Here is a 19,834-nt window from a genome sequence, read left to right on the forward strand (position 1 = left end):
TCAAATTATTTCTCTTTAGCAATTTTATCCAATGCCAATGGTAAAAATTCATCTAATTGTTTTTCTACTTTGATATAAGCAGATAATGGTAATTTGTATGGGTCAGAAAGATCTTCATTTTTACCTGTGGCAAATTCAGATAATGTAAATACTTTATCTTTCGATTCTGGGAATTGATCCAAAATTTTATCTTTATGTTTTTGCGTCATTGTCAGTAAATATTCTGATTTATCGATATCTTCTTTAACTAATTGCGTTGCTTTATGTGACGATATATCAATATTTCTATCTTTTAATACTTTAACTGTATTTTCTTCTGGGATTAATTCATTCGGATCAACATTGACACCTCGTGATTGAACTTCAATATTGAGATTATGTTTGTTGACATAATCCTTAGCTAATGCTTCGGCCATAGGGCTACGGCCGGTGTTACCAGTACAAACAAAAGTAACAACGTGATCGAGAGCAAAACAAGAAGCACTAAACAATGCTAATAAACCAACTAAATATTTTTTTAAATTAAACATATTTTTACCTTAATAATTAACCAAATAATAGATTTTATAATAACAAAAATAATGTTAAATCCTAATTAATTTTACTTCAATGCTTATTGGCTTATATCATTCTATTTACTTCATTATTTCGAACATCTTTAATCTACAAAAATAAACAAGGATAACCACTGCCTAGCGATATAATGGGATTATTAAAAGAAAACTACCCACAATTTTTATCAATATCGTGTAATTAAAATGATAACCCTAATCCATACAGGATTAACTTATCCATTGTTTTGTAAATTTAGGTAACAACCCACTCTATTTTAATATTTGGCTATTAAAAACCTATTCTGACGGTGAAAAATGAATTTTAATTTTCTTCTAACAAGGCTAATAAATGATTACGGCTTTGCTGTAAAAGTTGAATTTGCTCATCTATTTTTAATAAAGTGTCACTCAATCCATTTTTGAATTCTTTACAAGGCGAAAACTTTTTATTTTGATGTTGCCAACAAGGGAGGATCTTACGAATCACTTTTAATGTTAATCCGGCACTATTTAACTTATGAATTAACTTAACTCGCTCAATGTCCGCTATTTCAAACTGGCGATAACCTGAAACAGAACGTTTTGGAGCAAGCAATCCTGCTTCTTCATAGTATCTAAGCATCCTTATACTAATTTGACTAAGTTTGGATAATTCACCAATTTTCATAACACCTCCTATTGACTCTAACAGCGCTGTCATACTTTACCATATGGTTTTATTTATTAAAGGAGATATTAAATGATCAAATTAATTACGTTAGTTAAACGCAAAAAGACATTAAGTTATCAGGAATTTGATGATTATTGGCGTAACCATCATGCGACTTTAGTTAATTCACAAAAAGAAGCACTGGGAATTCTTCATTATGTCCAAAGCGTACCATTACAAGATAAAAAACCGGGAAATGCCATGCGCAATAGCAGAGGTGCGCCCATTTTTGATTTTGATGGAATGGCAGAAATTTACTGGCAAAGTAAAGAAAAAATGTTAAGTATCAGAACTTCACCTGAAGCCAAAAGAGCCATCCAATTATTATTAGATGATGAAAATCAGTTTGTCGATCACTCACAATCGCTAATCTGGTATGCAACAGAGCGAACGATTATTTAAATGCACATGTTTTACTATAATTCGTTGTTATCATTTTAAATTCTAATAATTTTATTCTGATTAAAAAAGCCATTCTGAAATGAATGGCTTTTATATAGATTAACAGAAATTAATAACTATAAAATCTTTACTCCCACTCAATTATTGAAATTAATATCAATTCTTTTAAATTCAATTAATTATAACAATGCCAATTTGCACCTACCGTCAAAAATACCGTCATCAGTATTTATTTAAATCTCACTTCACAATTTCACATCAAAACACAATCAATATAAAATACCCAAAAAATTCTAACCTTACTCATCATGATAACAATAAACTACACGCTACCAATTTACATACGCCCGAAGATTTTATCGGGCGAGTGCTACATTATCAACAGCGACGACGAGCACAATTACGTGTTCTATCAAACACGGAAAACACTATACGATATCGCCGATTTTGTAATGCTACATGACGCTGTTGAATATTGTAAGTTGAAGATTGAGAATGGTGTTTGGTCTATTTGATGAGTTAACTATAATGATTTATTCATGCTTATAAACTTTAAAATCAAAATCAATCCAAATTATGTGAAATATACGATCTTCTCTAAATCCAATCATCGGCTTCATTCCATTAAACCTTAAAGATAAAAAATTAATGTCTTCCTGACCATGTAATTTTGTTGGAATTTTTTCGTTAATGGAGTCCCTAGCAATTTTTTCACACCCCAATTTATATCTGGAAGATGAAAGTATTTGATTCCATGTCATTTTGCTCAATAATCTTATTCTCTTGACCAATGCAACTAAATCATCATTTTCACAACAATCTACACAATGACACTTGTCTATCATGTGCTCAAATGAAAATATGGGTGTAAATGTGTTTGTAGAAACCTTTTTATTTTCTCTTGGTTTTATTATTGAATTATCTTGTTTGTTTGGGGGCTTTATTTTGGCCATGAACAAAAAGTTAATTTTCTATTTGCGTTAAAAAGTATTTTTTCATGCTATCTAAGGAAATTTCTGTAGAATCACCTCGACCATATGCACCAATCCATGTTGGTTCTTCATGCGTTAAATTTCGTAATTTCCATGCTGAGTATTGTCCGTACATATTAAATACATCTTGAATTAAATCTTTTTCATCTTCAGAAAACTTACTAAAATCAATGTCGAGGTTATCTGTATCTATTGCTCCAGAACCAAAACTCTTGTACTTATGGTATAGGTCGGGAATAACAGGTCCGTGCATCCATGCTTCTATTTTTTCATTAAATAAAGGTTTACCCAAGATAGCTAAAGAAAAGCCTTGAGTGTAATAAACTAGTTTTTGTAGCTTCAAATTTGAAATAAGGTCACCGGCATCGTTATCATTTAATGAAAGAATGTAGTTTGCTACATCAAAGCACGTTAAATTTGTCATAATATGCAACCTTTTTGTTAGAAAATTATCCACAACTCACGTTGTTAACTTTGAGCGATTATAATTTAAGTTATCTAAATAGGAAAGATTTATTCAACAAATTATTGGGATTGTATTAATACTAAATTCAAGTACTAAAAAGTCTAAGTTGAAGATTGATAGTGTGTTTTGATTATTCAGGTTTTGCGGGAAATACAGCATTAATATCAGACGCATCAACGCGGGTTAATAAAATGCGATATTTTTTCCGCTGTTTAAGTTGCTGTTCTTCATCTGTCTCTTGCATATCTAGATCAATGATATCTTGAAGTAACGCTATTTTTTCGCTAGCTTCGTTGATTAATGAGTTTTTTAAATTTTGATTATTTTTGATGAGATGTTCATTTTTTGCATCTTCATCTAAGATCCATTTTTCACCATTCCACGTACAGAATTCGAATGGTTTAAGCAGTGTAAAACCATCACGAATTTTACCGAGATAATCGATTTTTTCCGCTTCTTTCGTTTCAATGTTATATACCGTTTTGTTTCTGTTATCTTCGATTAAAATCCAAGCGCCATTTTGCTCGCATGGCCAATAGCCGTCCCTGAATTCAGGCGCTATCCGTAACGCATTATCTGGCGGTAATGTGTCATTATTTGCATCAAGTTGATGTGTGAATGGTTTTAGTTCATTTGTATTGTCAAAATAATAATTTATCATAATTTTTCCTTTTTAATTTTACCTACTCGACAGGTAGGTAGCGCTGAAGATGACGCAATCCGCAATATAACTGGTCTGTTTTTATCGTTTTCTGCATTAGATGCAAAATTGTTTTATAAGCAGTCGGTGTGGGGAGCTGGGGCGCAAATAGCAACTGGTGATTGTCATGGTATGTCTATGAATTGTTTTGATGCATCACGAGTTGTACCTACCGCACATGAAAATAGACCGCTTAACATCGGGTTAACACCTGTTATTTATCTTGGAGTCTAAACACCTAAATACATTACTGGAGTCATGCCAATATTTAATGGTCTATTTTCATTAGATGTTGGAACGACTCTCGAAGCATCAAAATCAAAAAACATCCATCTCAATTTGCGGCTTGACGACGAGCTTGCGAGATAATCATCTCCAGCCGATTGTATTGATATTGCACCATTTTTATCACCAGACTCGATTTTTTCGTGTCCAAGCAGAGCTTTAGAATTACCTGAAGGCAAACCGCCTTTAATATTACGAATAGCATCACCTTCGGTGCTACCTACCTGTCGAGTAGTTCCATTAACCGCACGTTCAAAATACCCTCTACCATCAGGTGCAAATGCGGACGGTACATTAATATATTGCTGACCATCTATTGTTTTGATTGTTATCAAATATTGAGTTTTGTTGTTTTACCTGCTCAATCACATAATTTGAGATGATTTCACAAATCGGATCTGCATATTGGTTGCCGTTCTCAAAATTCACCGCATCCAGATATTTAATAGGCACTTCGTGACGTGTAACAACTGCGCCAAGCAATCCATCAAAATCGGAGATTAAGCCAGTGATAAAGCCCATGGCATTGCTAACGCTCATTGTTGGGCGGTTACTAGTGCCCTGTCCGTTTTTTTGAAAACCCTCAACTTTAATAGGGTATGGCTCATAAATATTACCCTGCCATGTAATCGGACGCCTCAGCTCATTTAATCCGTTATGAAATCGAAATATCGTTTTATTACCCACGATCTTCGTTAAATCGACTTCATACAAATCAATAATCGCATCTTGTGCTATTTTGGTTATATCAAGTAACATTTTTTTGGGGATCATGCGACTACCTCTTCGAATGTTGCAGAAATTGTTTTAGCTGCGCTGTTGGGCGTTGATGTCCAAGAACGACAAACAACTTTTATTGTTTTATTAGTGTTAGGCTCTCGCCACAAAAAGGCTTTAACAGCATTGTGTCTGCTAAGAAAATCATCAATCAAACTGATGTCTTCTGATAACCCAACAAATGTCACATTGTATGAGCGCAAATCGTTGTTAATACCGTCCCGAATTCGTTGCTCATAACCGTCACCAAATTTAATGACTTTCACTTTTGGTGATACTGATGTGGTAGAGCTGTTTTGAGGTCTCCAGTGGAATGTTTCCATATTTTCTCCAGACATAAAAAAAGCCCGCAATAGCGAGCTTTAGGTTTGATTTTATTTTGTATATCTACATTAGATTTTCCATACTCAGTTAACAACAATCAGCATGTTTTTGTGAGGAAAACTGCATTTGCAAACCTAATGCTTGAACAATTTTAAAGATTGTATTAAAAGTGGGGTTCCCCTCACCTGATAACGCTTTATAAATACCCTCACGACTTATACCTGTATCACGTGAAAGCTGACTGATGTTTTTAGCTCTAGCTATATCACCAAGTGCAATAAATAAAAATTTAGGGTCTCCTTCTTCTATTGCGGCATTTAAATATTCTTGCATTTCTTCATCAGTATTTAAAAAATCAACCACATCAAAAGTTTTTAGTTTTGTAGTCATAATTAACCCCATTTATTTGCTAATTCTTTAGCAATTTTAATATCTGTTTGTTGTGTATCCTTGTCACCGCCACACAATAAAATAACAATTTCATTATTGCGGTTAACAAAATAAACCCTATACCCTTTTCCACAGTGAATACGCATTTCTGATACACCGCTGCCTACAGGCTTAACATCACCAAAATTACCTTCTTGCATGCGACGAATTCGAACTTTAATTTTAGCAGCTGCAGTTTTATCTTTAAGCGACTTCAACCATTTTTCCATTTGCTGTGTATAACTTACAGTAATCATGCTTTATTCCTGTTTTAATTTAAAACTATTATATCTTACACCGTTAGAATGTCAACTATGGTTATCAATTATAATTATTTATATTTTTACTAAACTTATATAATGCTTATATTGAGGTTAATCATAAAAATAATAATGAATAAAACAATCGATGTTGAAACAGGTGTACCAAACGAAGTTGTTAATATGGTTTTTGATAATAACTATTCTCCTGCACAAGCGTGGCGTGAGTATTTAAAATTATCTCAAGTTGAAGTTGCGAATAAAATAGATATTAGCCAATCAGCTTATTCTCAATATGAAAAAAGCCAAAAGTTAAGAAAAGCAACACGGATTAAAATTGCCGAAGCGCTACAAATCAAGCCTGAACTGTTAGATTTTTAATAAAAAACCCGCCGAAGCGGGGTAGAATCTAATTACATTAAAATCAAGGAATCAAAAATTAACTTAACTGCCAAATTTGCCAAGGAGAAACCAATAAATGCAGCTAAAAAAACTAAAACGGAAATCGCAAGAATTTCCATACGCCTATTTTTAATTATTTTTTTTCTATCGACCATCATTTTCCATATTAAAATTCCCATCAGGAGAATACCTATTACAACAAATACTATTATCATATCAGACTTATTTATATCTAAATTAAATACTTTGGACAAAAAAAAGGAAACTGCAGGGAGCATTAATGTAAAAAAAGCCATGCAAGTATTTATATCTCTAAACCAGATAAATAATAAAGTGGTAAATGAGTCTTCATTAAATTCTGATTTATCAACACTTTTAGGTTCTGAGCTAACTTTTTCAGCATAAAGTTTCAAGTTCGAAGACATCTTCTCCAATCTATTACCAAGCTTCTTCATTAATTCATAGGTCTTATTTATTTTAGAAAAAGTTATGAAAATGAGAACGAAAACTAAAGTTATAACTAAAACCGCTATCAGAATAATCATCCAAATTGGAATAAACATATAACCAAACTACCTCTATTAATTAATAAAAGAGTTAATAGTTTGTTTATTAATAATACAAAAATCAAATGTAAATAGATTAAATAACGTCCGCTGGATTATTTTTTATCCAAAAAAAACAAAAAGAGTTATATAGACATTCACAGGTCATCTTCATTATGAAGATGACTGATAATAAAAACCACCCGAAAGTGGTTTAATTGAATTTGGTTGGTTAACGATAAATTATCTAGAGTCTAGGGCTATTTTTTTGCAGGTTTCATACATTTCATTAAGATCATCATCCCATAAGTCATTATCGATTAAAACTTGTTTGATTATTTTTGTATCTTTGTTATTAAGCAAAGTAAAAGCGAGAAAAGCAGAAAAAGCTTTATCTGGTTGGCACAGTTCCAGTGTTGTGATCATATTATTTCTAACATAATCAATATTACTTTTATTATTAACTAAATCGTCTATATATTTATTTATACGATTTGAAGCCTCGAATCTTGATTGCAACAATCGTTCATAGTCATTTAAAGCCAATTTTTTAATAGTATTGTCACCTTTTGAACCTACATTTCCTTTTGGATACAAACGACAAGCTTGAATAGATAAATGTAATTTAGGATCATCCTCATAAGGATTTATAATAGGTGTTATAACAACATCCAAACTCCCTTTTCTGAGATTACACCTTTTACATGAAGGTAACAAATTATCCCAATTTACGACTTCATCAGGATATCGTTTTTTACATTTAAAATGCTCAACTTCAACGTATGAATCTTCAATCTGTAATTGACATTCACAATAAGCGCATTTAGAGTTGCTGCTTTCTAATAATCGCTCCTTTATTTTTTCGTGATTCCATACAGTATCAGAATTAGACTTATACCTTTCTATTAGTTCTTGAACTTTATCATCGCTTAAGTAATCGGGTTTTTTCCCTTTTTCTAACTTAATCATGGATTAACCCTTAAGCCCATCCAATTGCATTTTAAAAAGTGCTCTTAAAGGGTATGTAGGATGAAGTAATTTATCCAATTCGTTATGAGCTTCAGTAGCAGCTTTTATATCATTATCATCTAGCGCCCTACTAAATTTTGTGTAAACTTCCCTATATTTTTCTGTTCGAACATCTCTCATACCCATTACATCAGTAAGAATTTCCTCAACTGTCCATCCTTTAAAGCCATGTGGGGCGATATCTAAGGTTCTTTTTTCTAAATGACCATTTTCTCCAGATAAAGCTATAACTTCGTTCGCCTCGGCGGTTTGAATAACGTGAGGGCTATGCGTACTGATGATAAATTGGGCTTTCGGAAATGTTTTTGTAAGAACGCTGCAAACTTTACCTTGCCATTCAGGATGAAGGTGTAACTCTATCTCATCAATTAGAATAATTCCATTAAAGTCTGATGCTAAAACATTGTTGTCTTGGAATCGATATTCAATTTCTTTAATTATTCCCAATAAAATAAATAAAATTGACCTAAATCCAGAAGATAAAAGTTCAAAATATATTTCTCCTGTAGGTGTTTTTACAATTATCTCATTTTGAGTGGTAGTTTTACAAAAGGTAACCTTATTATCAAGTAACGAAAAACAGCTTATTGCTAATTTAATGTTTTCTTGTTGAACATCAGTTAAATTATTAACATGCGCGCTATGCAAATACCTAGAAACAAACCATTGTTTTATATCATCGTTATCTAAACCTTCAGCGTTTTCCGTTGTTCTATTGATAACGTCTGGGTCTGAATTAATACTACTTTCTCGCCTATATTTAAAAACGCGATTAACTTTTAAATATAGTAAATTGAAATTTGCATTTTCATCATTAACACATTCCCATGTTTTATAGGTAAGATTTGTATATTTTTTCTTTATTGGTCGCGAAATTACTTTTCCATCTACTGAGCTTTTTATGCATCCTTGTTCAAAACCTGATTTAACACTAATAGATATCGGTTCATAACTTGAAAACAATGATGCAATTGAATCCAAAATATTTGTTTTACCAATTCCGTTTTCACCGCAAATAATATTTAAGTTGGGGTCAAAACTATCTAACGACAAGCTAGATATACCGCCAACATTTTCTATTTTTAGTGATTCAATTTTCATTGCATTATCCTGTTTATTTTTATCGTCAGAATAATAGCATAATATTTCGATAAGTTGATCATTAAATGATCTCTTAAAGGTGATGGATTTTTTCATATTATTAATAAACCAAGAAGAAATTAGAGGGTTATAGAATCTCAGTCTTCATAATGAAGACGCAGGTTTTCATTACTTCGTCACGCATGATACGGTTATACTGAGATCCCCACTACAAACCAATATTCTTACAAATGGGGCGCATTGAAACATAAAGCTGTCCATTATGCTCAATGGCTTGGATTGTTGTATTGCAAAATGGGACTTATAATTTTTTTAAATTATTCATTAATCACTCCTTTTACCTTTTTAATAAAAGCTCACATGAAAACAATCCACTGAAGGTAGGCAGCTTCATGCTTTTGCTCCGTCGAGCTATTCATGTGAGCGTTAAATCTGTTATTGATTTGCGGAATAATGAGCAATAAAAAACCGCCAGAAGGCGGTTTGTGATAGTTTTAATTTTGAATTTTTGGCTACCTACACGGTAGTGAACGCGAACTGCTCGGCGTATCTTCAAATAAAATTTTTCTAAACTACCTATGCGGCAGTGAACTTGATTTTTGCACGTAAACACGTGAACCGTTATTTCTAAACTACCTACACGGTAGTGAACAATTGCGAACGTGACAGGTTTGTGTAAATCAATTTCTAAACTACCTACACGGTAGTGAACGGAAAACTATGATGTAATAAAAAATATTAATATTTCTAAACTACCTACACGGTAGTGAACCATGGATGTTGGCATTCGCTCTTCGCAATGATTTTCTAAACTACCTACACGGTAGTGAACTAGAACATTATACACAATAAACTTTGTTCAGAAAAAGAATAATAACCAATTTGTAGCTAAAAACCCTTTTTTTACACCTGTTTATAATCATTTGATTTTAAATGAATTATAAGAATCAGCAAAAAAAGGGTTAACTAATTAATGATGTCTAATTACAGGTAAAACCCTATTCCATTTGTCTATTATATTTTTTGCTTTAATATGCGCTGTTTCTCGCTCAATAATTAATTTTGCACTATGTAAATTTCGTTTGTACTCGATTGACATAGAGTGAAATGCACTGACAAAACTAGAATCAATTGCCCTAAGGGCTGGCTCGATAAGCTCAATTTGAGAACGCATCCTATCTGCTACTTTATAAAGCCAAGCTAAATCGTACCAATCTTCATCAGACAACCCGTTTCTCATGCTTACACCACCCAACCACTTAATAGCCTCGTCAAACTTGCTAGCTGGCAAATCTTGGTAACGCGGTACTTTGAACTGCAAATAGAATTTAGAATAAATAGCTTGATGATGTTCACCTGTGCGGTATGAACGCTCATTAACAGCCTGTTTAATTGCCTGCTGTTGTTCAACTGAAATAGTGTTAGGGTGTTGTTGAGCTACTTTCGGCATGAAGTGGTTATAAAGTACATCGAAACATTCTAATTGATATTGTTTTAAGATAGGTTTTATTTCTGGATTAACCCTGCTTAATTCTATACCTGCAAGCCAGCCATTGAGATAACCAAGAGGTAAACATAAAACTTCTCTATTTTTACCGTCTTTTGCAACTACCTTTATCATAAAGGCAGTTGAATTAAGTATTTCATTTCTTTTAATTCTTTGTCTTTGAGCTTCCCAATCCAAACCTATGTTCTCGCATATTGGTTTGATAGCAACATAAGGCTTATTATTATAATTGAGAATTGATATTTGTTGATTGTGAAATTGAACTAACTGAATTTGGTTTGACATACTATATCCTCTTTGATTTTATTATTAACCCCATTTTGAGTAGGGCGATCAGGAGCTCAAAACTGCAAAGAGACAGCGGACTTATTTCCCGAGGGTGTTTTATTAGTCGCACTCCCGATCATAAAATCTGGATATAAAAAAGCCGCATTTTCTATCGGGTGCGGTTACCGCTCTTTGAAGGTGTTTTGAGCACCTATTTAGAATATATATTAATTTAATAAGAGAAGTCAACTACTATTATTAATAGGTGCCAAGAGGCTCAAAAGCCCAACAAAGATAGGCTGGAGTTATTCCCATTGCTGGTATTTTATTCCTCGCCCTCTCGGCATTGAATTTTAGAGTCTAGATTTTACAAACGACTTTCTAAAGGTACGCTTGGATCACTTTCTTTTATTGGTTTTGGTATTTCTATATCTACTTTAGGTAGAGAGCTTAAACCATATTTGACAGTAAGATATTTTTGTTGCAATGCTGCTAATGATTGTTCTTTAGTGGCTATAGTCATTAACTTCATAGATAGAATCAGTCCACCGCTATATTTTGAAGCTTCATTTTTATCAATCTCAATTTCTTGTTTTATTGATTGTATTTCGCTTTGTAAATGCTCGGCAAGTTCAGGGTTAGGATTTGTAACCAACGTTTCGACTTTAACCGCTGATCCAGATTCAATGGAATTTATCCGTTGCTCAACTAAATTTTTGTTTGTTTTTAGAACTTCAAGTCTCGCAGCAATTAACGATTTTATTAATCCCCCACTATATTGTTCATAATTTTCTGTAGTCGCTTTTATATCATCGTTTGTCTGAGTTAACTCAATATTCAATGCTGCCACTTTAGCTTTGTCTTCTTCTGATAATTGTTTATTGCACCCACTTACAAATAAAAGCAATAAAAAAATATAAATTGTATGTTTTAACATTTTATCTCCTACTATAATCCGTTTTTAATTTTATTTTCATTTTCATTTTCTTTATCTGCTTTATATTTTGTAAATAACTCAGATTCATAGACAATGCTTAAATTACCTTTACCTCTTTCTATCCCCTCTAGCTGTAGAGATAAATGATCTCCAAAAACTGATGCATAATAACCACATCCTTCATACTTTAAACATTGATAAAATTCATCACTATCTTTATAAAGCTTCAACCCTACACTTTCAAGAGAATTATCAGGTTTGCCAAATTTATTTGTTAATGCTTCTTTATATTTAAAATATTCTTTTTTACCTTTGGTGCCGTATATGTCTGATGTTATTTTTTCATTCATAATAATTTTCATTGCTCCTAAATCTTTATGAACTAATACAAAATATTCAGTAAACTTCGGCAATGTCATTGGTGGAGATTTTAAAGAATATATAGATACATTTTCATCAATTGGAGTCGGCTCTAACACAGCACCAGCTTTAGACTCCAATTCTGCTACTGTCATACCCCATTTCAACCCAAGGGGTGCATCTGGATATTGAGTTTCTGCTAAAACAAATGGGCTTATAAAAAACGATGCTACAATAAAAATTAATTTCTTCATACCATTCTCCTTAGTTTTTAGGTAATGGTATGTTATTTAAAGGATTTTGGCAAGAAAAGCCGCCACTAGGGCTGTTTGTGATGGATTTGTGATTAATCCCTGCGTGTACAGGGAACGTGATACCGAGATCTCTGTATCGCTCAATTATTGCTGTTGAGCCGATTCTTGGCAAATTGAAAGAGCTTCCTGTAGATGCCACAAAACATTTGGTATTAAAACTATTAGGTTTGGGTTTATCTCGGACTCCTGACGTAATTCAACTAATTTCATCATGCTTCCAGCCTTAATAAATTCATTATGGTCTCTAACTTTGGTTAAGCGACCATAATACTTCCCAAATAACCTTATCCAACAATCATCATGCCGATCTGTAGCGAGTATTACGCCATTTTTATCATGAAAAACTATGGAAAAAACTTTCATATGGATACCTTATTTTAGATAATAAAAAACCCTCTAAGAGGGTTTGAATTGCTTTAAATGGTGTAATATTTAGTTAACATATCATATAGCGTAATGATTTCTTTTATCTTTTTGATACTTTCTTTATCGACCTGTTTATCTTTATTGTAATTAGAGCCATAGAATCTTACAGTCGCTTCTTCATTTTCATCTAACAATCTAATGCTATCCAAATCTTCTTTGGGACATGCGAAGTTATACCATTCAACAACGACTGATCTGCTGTCTCTTTTAAATTGAACATTATTGCGAGATAGTCTTTTTCCATTTTGAAAAACAACAAAACTATCTGCAAAAACCCAGTTTGAGCCACCATACGTCACCTTAGCAACTGGCATTATTTTTTTTGTGCCAAAAATTTTTAAAAACAGTTCTAGCGGTGAGTTACCACCCATGGAAATTTGATAAAAATCATCTATATCATCGTAATAGAGATAAATGCCGCCTCCCTTTAATGTGTTTATTAAGAGTTTTACATCAGTTTCATCAGTTATATTTTTAATAAAGTTTTGTAATACTTTAAAATCATTCCATCTTAAAGTTAATCCATTAGATAATGTAACATTATAAATGCCATCCTTGCCTGCTGTTGCTGCTTGGACAGAAATATCACTTATATTATGAAGTTTTATTTTCTTTGTTCCTTCGACATTATTTTTTACTTTCTCATATTCCCCCATACTAATCAAATATTCTTCCGATTCATACTTTGGTTCAGATGTTCCGAATGAAGTTTTATCTAAATAAAAAACATCTCCATTTTTCAAAACAATCTTTTTATAAGAATCGTAATTAGTTTTAATTATTTTATCAACATACCCAACCATGCCTTTATATTTTTCGATGGGTAAAAATTTGGATGTTCCAACCTCTGGGGCTGTATGTACTTGTATACGAGCTACTGGAGCATATTCGTTAATAATAAATAATTCTTTCCCATCGGGCTTAAATTTTTCTTTTTTCCCAGCAGCCTCTGAGATAAATGAAATAAAACACAGAAAAAAAATTAAATAACATAAAATCTTTTTCATACCATCTCCTTTTTTGGGTAATGGTATGAAATTTCGATAATTAAATCAACGACGATTTAACAATCCGCCGGGTCGTTGTTCTTTTTGTATCTGTGCTCGTATCGCTTGCTCGATGTTTTTAGCTAATTGCTGTCCGTCCTGCTCTGACATTCCGCCGCTATCACCTACATTTACAGGCATATTTATAGTAAGGCTAACACTGGAGCCGCCTTTTCCTGATGTGATTTGGCGGTTGCTTAAAACTCGCCCATTTTCACCCGGAATTAAGTATTGTCGTCCGCCTTGCATCAATATCTCTGGTTTACCACCCTCACCAACTCGATACATTTTACTGCCGTCAACTGGACCACCGTTTTTACGTGCACCTGCTATACCCAACGCTTTCATTGAGCCAATAGCTGTTGCATATGCCTCTGCGCCCATCGCTGCTGCTGCGCCCTGCGTGGCAATAGATGCGTTCATTGCCGCCGGTTCATATGCTAAAGCTAATGCTTCAGCTTCAAGTACTTGAGCTGCTGTCGTTTTAGCTACAATTGCGTTCTTGACGTATTGCATGCCCATTTGAACCAGCGAGCCTATTGCCTCATTCAAAATCACATTAGCAAAGTTCTGCATTGCTTGCGTTGCTGTCATGGTGCCTGATGCTAAACCTGATATTGTGCTTGTCGCACTGCTTGCTAAGCCTTCCAGTGATGACGCCAAAAACTCGTTAGCATCACTTTGATTTCGCCAAATTTCCCATTGAGCATTGATTCTATTCTGCTCGAATTGACGATTAGCTTCCTCTCTAAGTTCAATAGCTCTTTGCTCAGTAAGCCATTTTTGATTTTCAAATTCTTGGATTAATGCTAACTTTCGTGCGTTTTCATTTTGAAGCGCTTGCACAGGGTCAACTTGAGCTACTGCATCATCGACTTTAGATACTGCCGCATCAGATTTTATTTTTGCTAAATTGATTTGATGTTGTTCTTCGAGCTGTTCGAGTTTTGAATAATATTCAGCTTGTTTTAGCTCGCCTAGTTGATGAAGTTTATCGAGTGATTCTTTAGATTGTTTGAAAGAATCATTTTCAGCGTCAATTGGGCTTTTTAGAGAACCTAAGGCTTTATATGCTTGCGATGCTTCAATTAGCTTTTTCAGCTCTTCAGTTTGTTCTGCCGTAACTTTGCTACCCATTTTTTGAGTGATTGATAGCAATTCAGCTTCAACAGTAAGTCCTTTTGCCTCAAGTTTCGCAACCTCAAGCTTGTCTTTCAGTTCTTTTACTTCTTCCGCATAAGTTCTTGTTGTGCCTCGTCCACTTTTTTTACTAGCATTTAGCTTTTCGTTTTCGTCATAAATTTTACCAAGAGTATCAAATAATGGTTGTAGCACTTTTCGAACTTCTTCAGATACTTCTGACCATTTTTTTGTTTTATCGATTAACCCCAGAATTGTTGTTTTATACTGTTCGCCAACATCGCCTAGCTCATTTAACGCATTTTCATATATGTACGCTGCTTTTTTCGCTCCTTTGGTTTTCATTTGAACTATTTCGAGTTGCGTAGAAAGCGCTTTAACTTTATCGTCAACTTTGTTTTTGCCAAGTTTTTCTAACACTTTAGCAAAGCCGTCAACGTCAGTAGCCGCTTGCTCTGATGATGATGATAATTCTTCATTAACTCCGTTAAGTGATTGTATTTGCCTCTCTAGCTCATTTGCACCTTGTTTCATGTCCGCCAAGTTTCCGCGTGCGATACTTAATTTTTCGTTTAATTCATCTAGAGTATAGAGTTCAAACCCGTTTTCACCGTAATGCTCTAAATTTGTCAGAATCGCAGTAATCCGACCCTCTTCTTCTTTTATTTCTTTAACTTGCTCCGATAATTTAATGTTTAATTTTGTAAGCGCAGCCTCTCTTTGCTCTTTATTCATCTTTTTGAATTCTTCGGTTAAATCTTTTATGTAATCTTTAAGATTAACCGCAGCTTCTCTCGCTTCATTTGCTTTGCTCGCCCAAGTCATTAATGCGCCAGCCGCTAAAATTAATATACCTGCTGGGCCGCCTAGCATTGACATTGTAGCTTGCAATCCTTTAGTGGCAAAAGACGTAGCTTTCACTGCTACACTAAGTCTTGCTTGCGCGGCCGTATGCTCATTTGTAGTAGTGACAAGCTGTTTCTCAACTACGGCAAGCTGTTTATTTAATGCAGTTTGTGCTTTTAAATTATTACATTGCGCTTGTGCCATGATAATATTTTGTCGCTGAATTTGCAGTGCTTTGACGTTTTGGCTGGTTCTTTCAACTTCCGCTTGTAATAAAACTTTCTCAGCTTGAGCTTGACGCATATCAGCAAGGTTTTTTCTACACTTTGTTTGGTAGCGCTTGCTAATGAAGTGATATATTTCCCGGCATAAATCGCTGCCAGTGCGCCAACTCCTGTCATTAGTATATCGACATGTTGAGACATCAAAATCAGCGAATCAACTAAAACTTTGGTTGCGCCAGTTGAGTTATTTAGCTCGCCGAAATATTTTTTTAGATTATTGGTTACACGATTGATCCCGTCCTGTACAGTATTTCGCATATTATCAGCAAGTTCGGCGGTTTCTTCTTGTGCTGCAATCATTGCTTCGGTAAAAAAAACGAGGAGTTAAAGTAAAAGGTTTCAAACTACACGTTGACGATATCGCATTAATTGAACAAGCGAGTAAAAACCTAAATATACCACAAGCCCAACTTATTATTGATGCAATTAAATTCTATCTTGAAAATAAAAAAGCCTCATAAGAGGCTTAATTTTTAAATTTTCAAAGAAGGTAATAATTTTTTAAAATAACTATTTTTAATTTCTAAAAACTCTTCTTTATCTTTTTTTCTTATAATGAGACTACAAAAATAAACAGCTTGAACCACCAAAAGAAGAAAAAACACAGACAATATTGAAATTTGAATTATTGATAAAGGGTTACGAAAAAAGCATAAATATAAAAATAATAAAGCTTGAGTAAAAAACAGTATTGCAAAAGAAGCATAGAAAATATTATCAATTAAAATCGTTTTATTACATAATTTAATCTCATTATTCTCAATACGAATATGGCTATAAAATTTTTTAAAATGTGATGGCGAAATTTTATTTTTTGTAATAAAAGTTAACTGAGCAAAAAACAAAGATAGACGTCTATTTTTACATTTAGTTAAACGCATTATATCTGCAATTTCTTTTTCCTTTGAATAGATTTCGTTATATTGTTTACTTTCTAATAAATTGGTATTTGAAACCTGCACTGAATTTACTTGTTTTTTGAATGTATTAAACGATTTAGGAAGGGACAGCATAAGCTTTAGTATGTAAATCAACATGATTAACGCAATAAGTAAACAGAAAGTAATCGAGAAAAAAGTTTTTGGACCTGCTGGAAGGTAATAAAACACATAATTTAATGTGTTTTCACTGACTATATTAATTAAATCTTTCATTGCTATTCTCTTGTTCATGAAAAAGGAAACAATAGAATAGTATAATTGCAAAAAAAACCCAATTAATAATCAGGCTTTTTATTCTATGCGCTTTAAACCGCATTTTGTACCAATTATATATGCGCATTTGCGCAAAGTCCAGCATTTTAATAACACTTTTTTGAATTTTATGCCGCTTTTTTGAAAAAATCGTAAATATTGCCTCTTATAAACATTTCGGCTTGGTTTAATAAATTAATAATATCGTGAGGTCTTTTGCCTACAGCTTTAGCTTGAGCATTACACGAAACATCACGCAAATAGTACGCAGTTAATACAATCCACTGGGAATAATTATCTAATTTAAGTTTGAGAACTGCATTATCAACAATCTGCGCCTCTTCTTCGGTTAAATACTGGCGATAATCAAAATCCCTAGGTGCACCTTCAATGCCAGCAGATTTCGACGGATACTCAGTTCCCATCCTTTTTAAAATGCGTGTGTTCTTCCACGCTGTCAGAATATCTTTAGTTTCTCTCACTATGCACCTCGTTTCAATTCTTTCAGTTTTAATTGGTATTTAGCTCTAATATCTTTTATTTGCTCAATAGTGTATTTTTTCGGTTCGTGATAACCCTCTAACCACTCAACTTTTTCTACACCTATTTTTTTCACTAAATTAATTCTGTATTCAACTATGTTGCCTGATTTATGGTTATTGCACGCCGAGCATTGTTTATGTACGTTTAACTCACAGAAACGTGACTCTGGACATACCCCAACACTCCGATAATGCCCTGCGTGATATTGCCCGCTATGATACCGTCCACAACTAATGCACGGCTCGTTTTTATCTCTTTCTCGAATAAATGCATTAAATGCTGTTTGCGCATCTCTTAAATGCTCTGAGCGTGTTTTAATCCTTTCTTTTGCAATGTTATGTAATGCTCTTCGAGTACGCTCTTGAACTTTGTTATCTTTTGCATACTGAATAGCACAATCAACCGAACATACTTGAGCAAGCGAGTTAAATAGCGCAAATTTTCTGCCACAGCTTTTACATTTTTTTTGCTTTATTTCTCTCTTCATCGTCTGAACTTCGTTTTATTCATATAAAACTTACCACAAGACCCTTTTACTTCGCCGTTAACGCCGATTAGCGGTCTATTGCAAACAAAAAAATCCAAATCAACGTTATACAAGCACTCCCCGCCACATTCTGGACATTTAAAATCAGTTTTGGTTAATTTGTGTTTCTTCGGCATTGTCGTTAACCTTGTTTAAATTATGCTGATTAATGTATTCTCTGCGTTGTTCTCTAACTATTGCGATTGCTCGTTCTAACTCTTGTTCTTTATCGTCGTATAGTTTCAGTTGTTCTTTGTGTTTGTTGTTCATCATGCCACCTGTTGCATTTTTAATTTTTGATATTCGCTGTCACTCGGTATTCTCAATCTAAACCCGTTCTGACTAGCCCAAGTTTCAATTTGTTGTAGGTAAAAATGCATTTCCCCTGTATCAAGTTCTGATGTTTTTCTTAATTGCTGTTTAACTGTTATCTCACCTGTTAATAGATTTTTATGCTCGACATTTTCGTAACCTAAAAATGTTTCTTTTAAATCGTGCTTAACACTTTCCATGCTGTAGTTATTAGTTTTTGTTTTAACGTTCGCCTGTTTGGCTAAATCGTCATACCACATGTGAGATAGCGAGTTCTGATCGATAGTGCGCTTATCTTTCCAAATTTTTATAATCAGTCTGTATCGTTTGCCGCTTTTAGCTAACTCTAATAGCGTATTTACAATCGATTTGATATTACTTTCGTGTAGACAAAGATCATCCATTGTTATTACCTAATAGCTCTTCCTGAATTTTTTCAATCTTTATTGCCGCATTATTCATAATTGCTAGTTTTAAAAACTCCTCTCGTTCAGCTTCATTTAATCCCATTTGCTCAATAAATTTATTGGCAACATTTCGAGTGATTGGTTTTTGTCTTCGTTCAATGAATGATATCGTTGCAACACTAACCTCTAATATTTCAGCAAGCCCAGCTTGAGAAAGCCCTAACTCAACTCGAACTTTAGCTAAATATTTGCCAAGTTTTCCCTTTTTTCTCGCTATACGAGGTAACAACCATCCGTTAGATATCAATACGTCGTTATTTTCCATGTCGTTACTCATTTCGTTACTCTCCAGATAACAAATGCCCAAAAAACTAATAGCGCTATATAAAATATTGTTTTATCACTCATACTAAACCTTCACACACTGAAAATTGCGGACCAGAACGTTGACTTTTTCTTTCATGAAACCAACTTTAATCACACCGTACATTTTTATTAACTCCGCCTCGGTCATTTTTGATTTGGTAATTAATTTGATTACCCCCCCACTCCTGCCAACCTTTTTTTACTTCTGCTGTTATTTTGTAAGCCATTTCTGTATCAACTCCCTCAATTTTTCTCTTTCTTCATCAGTAAATTTCTTTGCTCGTTCTGCTAACTCATATTTAACTTTTGCTACATTTGCGCCACGTTTTCTGATTTCTGTCACATAGTCATATGCTATTTTGTCCAACATGTGACCCTGTCCTAG

General features: G+C 33.6%; 29 protein-coding genes and 1 pseudogene. 3 read left to right on the forward strand and 27 right to left on the reverse strand.

Going from position 1 to position 19,834, the window contains the following annotated elements:
- Window positions 1-5: 5 nt before the first annotated feature.
- Window positions 6-530: a low molecular weight protein arginine phosphatase gene (locus B6C84_RS02160; protein WP_086320122.1), complete on the reverse strand. Its 525-nt coding sequence runs from the start codon at window positions 528-530 to the stop codon at window positions 6-8.
- A gap of 346 nt (window positions 531-876) precedes the next feature.
- A complete protein-coding gene (locus B6C84_RS02165; RefSeq protein WP_086320123.1) occupies window positions 877-1,221 on the reverse strand; it encodes a MerR family transcriptional regulator in 345 nt (114 codons plus the stop codon).
- Between the two features lie 72 nt (window positions 1,222-1,293).
- Here B6C84_RS02165 and B6C84_RS02170 point away from each other — a divergent pair, with 72 nt between their 5' ends.
- Entirely contained in the window at window positions 1,294-1,665 is a 372-nt protein-coding gene (locus B6C84_RS02170) for an EthD domain-containing protein (protein WP_086320124.1), read from the forward strand.
- Window positions 1,666-2,198: 533 nt separating this feature from the next.
- On the opposite strand, the gene B6C84_RS02175 is transcribed toward B6C84_RS02170, so the two are convergent.
- The 3 genes from B6C84_RS02175 to B6C84_RS02185 form a co-directional block, all read right to left on the reverse strand.
- The gene (locus tag B6C84_RS02175; RefSeq protein WP_086320125.1) at window positions 2,199-2,618 is read right to left on the reverse strand and encodes a hypothetical protein; all 420 of its coding nucleotides are present in this window, start codon (window positions 2,616-2,618) and stop codon (window positions 2,199-2,201) included.
- Window positions 2,619-2,628: 10 nt separating this feature from the next.
- Window positions 2,629-3,081, reverse strand: coding sequence for a Panacea domain-containing protein (locus B6C84_RS02180; RefSeq protein ID WP_086320126.1), 453 nt, complete (start codon window positions 3,079-3,081; stop codon window positions 2,629-2,631).
- 172 nt (window positions 3,082-3,253) lie between these two features.
- Window positions 3,254-3,784, reverse strand: a complete 531-nt coding sequence (locus B6C84_RS02185) for a tail fiber assembly protein (protein WP_086320127.1) — start codon at window positions 3,782-3,784, stop codon at window positions 3,254-3,256.
- A gap of 108 nt (window positions 3,785-3,892) precedes the next feature.
- Here B6C84_RS02185 and B6C84_RS11525 point away from each other — a divergent pair, with 108 nt between their 5' ends.
- Entirely contained in the window at window positions 3,893-4,057 is a 165-nt protein-coding gene (locus B6C84_RS11525; protein WP_165754881.1) for a hypothetical protein, read from the forward strand.
- Here the strand turns inward: B6C84_RS11525 and B6C84_RS02190 are convergent.
- From B6C84_RS02190 to B6C84_RS02210, 5 genes are all read right to left on the reverse strand, one after another.
- Entirely contained in the window at window positions 4,054-4,443 is a 390-nt protein-coding gene (locus B6C84_RS02190; protein ID WP_086320128.1) for a hypothetical protein, read from the reverse strand. The two genes, B6C84_RS11525 and B6C84_RS02190, sit on opposite strands and share 4 nt — an antisense overlap.
- Window positions 4,403-4,882 carry a phage minor tail protein L gene (locus tag B6C84_RS02195; RefSeq protein ID WP_086320129.1) on the reverse strand — a complete coding sequence of 160 codons (480 nt, stop codon included), beginning with the start codon at window positions 4,880-4,882 and terminating at the stop codon, window positions 4,403-4,405. Before B6C84_RS02195 ends, B6C84_RS02190 begins: the two co-directional genes overlap by 41 nt.
- A complete protein-coding gene (locus tag B6C84_RS02200; protein ID WP_086320130.1) occupies window positions 4,879-5,208 on the reverse strand; it encodes a phage tail protein in 330 nt (109 codons plus the stop codon). The genes B6C84_RS02195 and B6C84_RS02200 overlap by 4 nt, the downstream gene beginning before the upstream one ends.
- Window positions 5,209-5,296: 88 nt before the next feature.
- A complete protein-coding gene (locus B6C84_RS02205; RefSeq protein WP_065561131.1) occupies window positions 5,297-5,599 on the reverse strand; it encodes an addiction module antidote protein in 303 nt (100 codons plus the stop codon).
- 2 nt (window positions 5,600-5,601) lie between these two features.
- Window positions 5,602-5,895 (reverse strand): type II toxin-antitoxin system RelE/ParE family toxin, encoded by a 294-nt coding sequence (locus B6C84_RS02210; protein WP_065578846.1) that lies wholly within the window; start codon window positions 5,893-5,895, stop codon window positions 5,602-5,604.
- Between the two features lie 135 nt (window positions 5,896-6,030).
- Between B6C84_RS02210 and B6C84_RS02215 the strand changes: the two genes are divergently transcribed.
- Complete coding sequence (locus B6C84_RS02215) at window positions 6,031-6,279, forward strand: helix-turn-helix domain-containing protein (protein ID WP_086320131.1); 249 nt, start codon at window positions 6,031-6,033, stop codon at window positions 6,277-6,279.
- 32 nt (window positions 6,280-6,311) lie between these two features.
- Here B6C84_RS02215 and B6C84_RS02220 read toward each other — a convergent pair whose 3' ends face one another.
- From B6C84_RS02220 to B6C84_RS11535, 17 genes and pseudogenes are all read right to left on the reverse strand, one after another.
- Window positions 6,312-6,863: a hypothetical protein gene (locus tag B6C84_RS02220; RefSeq protein WP_065578848.1), complete on the reverse strand. Its 552-nt coding sequence runs from the start codon at window positions 6,861-6,863 to the stop codon at window positions 6,312-6,314.
- A 225-nt stretch (window positions 6,864-7,088) separates the two neighbouring features.
- Window positions 7,089-7,814, reverse strand: coding sequence for an HNH endonuclease family protein (locus B6C84_RS02225; RefSeq protein WP_086354063.1), 726 nt, complete (start codon window positions 7,812-7,814; stop codon window positions 7,089-7,091).
- A gap of 3 nt (window positions 7,815-7,817) precedes the next feature.
- A complete protein-coding gene (locus B6C84_RS02230) occupies window positions 7,818-9,071 on the reverse strand; it encodes an AAA family ATPase (RefSeq protein ID WP_217332151.1) in 1,254 nt (417 codons plus the stop codon).
- Window positions 9,072-9,183: 112 nt separating this feature from the next.
- Window positions 9,184-9,264 (reverse strand): annotated as a pseudogene (locus tag B6C84_RS11790) (hypothetical protein); the annotation flags it as partial.
- A gap of 681 nt (window positions 9,265-9,945) precedes the next feature.
- Window positions 9,946-10,767: a phage antirepressor N-terminal domain-containing protein gene (locus B6C84_RS02235; protein ID WP_086320133.1), complete on the reverse strand. Its 822-nt coding sequence runs from the start codon at window positions 10,765-10,767 to the stop codon at window positions 9,946-9,948.
- Between the two features lie 349 nt (window positions 10,768-11,116).
- The gene (locus B6C84_RS02240) at window positions 11,117-11,686 is read right to left on the reverse strand and encodes a hypothetical protein (RefSeq protein ID WP_086320134.1); all 570 of its coding nucleotides are present in this window, start codon (window positions 11,684-11,686) and stop codon (window positions 11,117-11,119) included.
- 11 nt (window positions 11,687-11,697) lie between these two features.
- A complete protein-coding gene (locus tag B6C84_RS02245; protein WP_086320135.1) occupies window positions 11,698-12,300 on the reverse strand; it encodes a hypothetical protein in 603 nt (200 codons plus the stop codon).
- Between the two features lie 144 nt (window positions 12,301-12,444).
- Entirely contained in the window at window positions 12,445-12,723 is a 279-nt protein-coding gene (locus tag B6C84_RS02250) for a hypothetical protein (RefSeq protein ID WP_086320136.1), read from the reverse strand.
- A 53-nt stretch (window positions 12,724-12,776) separates the two neighbouring features.
- On the reverse strand, window positions 12,777-13,793 hold the full coding sequence (locus B6C84_RS02255) for a hypothetical protein (protein ID WP_086320137.1): 1,017 nt from the start codon (window positions 13,791-13,793) through the stop codon (window positions 12,777-12,779).
- 45 nt (window positions 13,794-13,838) lie between these two features.
- Window positions 13,839-16,121 carry a hypothetical protein gene (locus tag B6C84_RS02260; RefSeq protein WP_086320138.1) on the reverse strand — a complete coding sequence of 761 codons (2,283 nt, stop codon included), beginning with the start codon at window positions 16,119-16,121 and terminating at the stop codon, window positions 13,839-13,841.
- Between the two features lie 454 nt (window positions 16,122-16,575).
- On the reverse strand, window positions 16,576-17,256 hold the full coding sequence (locus tag B6C84_RS02265) for a hypothetical protein (protein WP_086320246.1): 681 nt from the start codon (window positions 17,254-17,256) through the stop codon (window positions 16,576-16,578).
- 167 nt (window positions 17,257-17,423) lie between these two features.
- A complete protein-coding gene (locus B6C84_RS02270; protein ID WP_086320245.1) occupies window positions 17,424-17,777 on the reverse strand; it encodes an antiterminator Q family protein in 354 nt (117 codons plus the stop codon).
- The gene (locus tag B6C84_RS02275) at window positions 17,777-18,325 is read right to left on the reverse strand and encodes a recombination protein NinG (RefSeq protein ID WP_086320244.1); all 549 of its coding nucleotides are present in this window, start codon (window positions 18,323-18,325) and stop codon (window positions 17,777-17,779) included. The genes B6C84_RS02270 and B6C84_RS02275 overlap by 1 nt, the downstream gene beginning before the upstream one ends.
- Window positions 18,326-18,469: 144 nt before the next feature.
- The gene (locus B6C84_RS11530; protein ID WP_165754892.1) at window positions 18,470-18,634 is read right to left on the reverse strand and encodes a hypothetical protein; all 165 of its coding nucleotides are present in this window, start codon (window positions 18,632-18,634) and stop codon (window positions 18,470-18,472) included.
- Window positions 18,634-19,080: a recombination protein NinB gene (locus B6C84_RS02280; protein WP_086320243.1), complete on the reverse strand. Its 447-nt coding sequence runs from the start codon at window positions 19,078-19,080 to the stop codon at window positions 18,634-18,636. Before B6C84_RS02280 ends, B6C84_RS11530 begins: the two co-directional genes overlap by 1 nt.
- Entirely contained in the window at window positions 19,073-19,420 is a 348-nt protein-coding gene (locus B6C84_RS02285; protein WP_086320242.1) for a helix-turn-helix domain-containing protein, read from the reverse strand. Before B6C84_RS02285 ends, B6C84_RS02280 begins: the two co-directional genes overlap by 8 nt.
- 240 nt (window positions 19,421-19,660) lie before the next feature.
- The gene (locus B6C84_RS11535; RefSeq protein ID WP_165754890.1) at window positions 19,661-19,819 is read right to left on the reverse strand and encodes a hypothetical protein; all 159 of its coding nucleotides are present in this window, start codon (window positions 19,817-19,819) and stop codon (window positions 19,661-19,663) included.
- Window positions 19,820-19,834 lie beyond the last annotated feature (15 nt).

Origin of the sequence: Gilliamella apis (assembly GCF_002142155.1) — a bacterium.
Taxonomy (GTDB): Bacteria; Pseudomonadota; Gammaproteobacteria; order Enterobacterales; family Orbaceae; genus Gilliamella; species Gilliamella apis.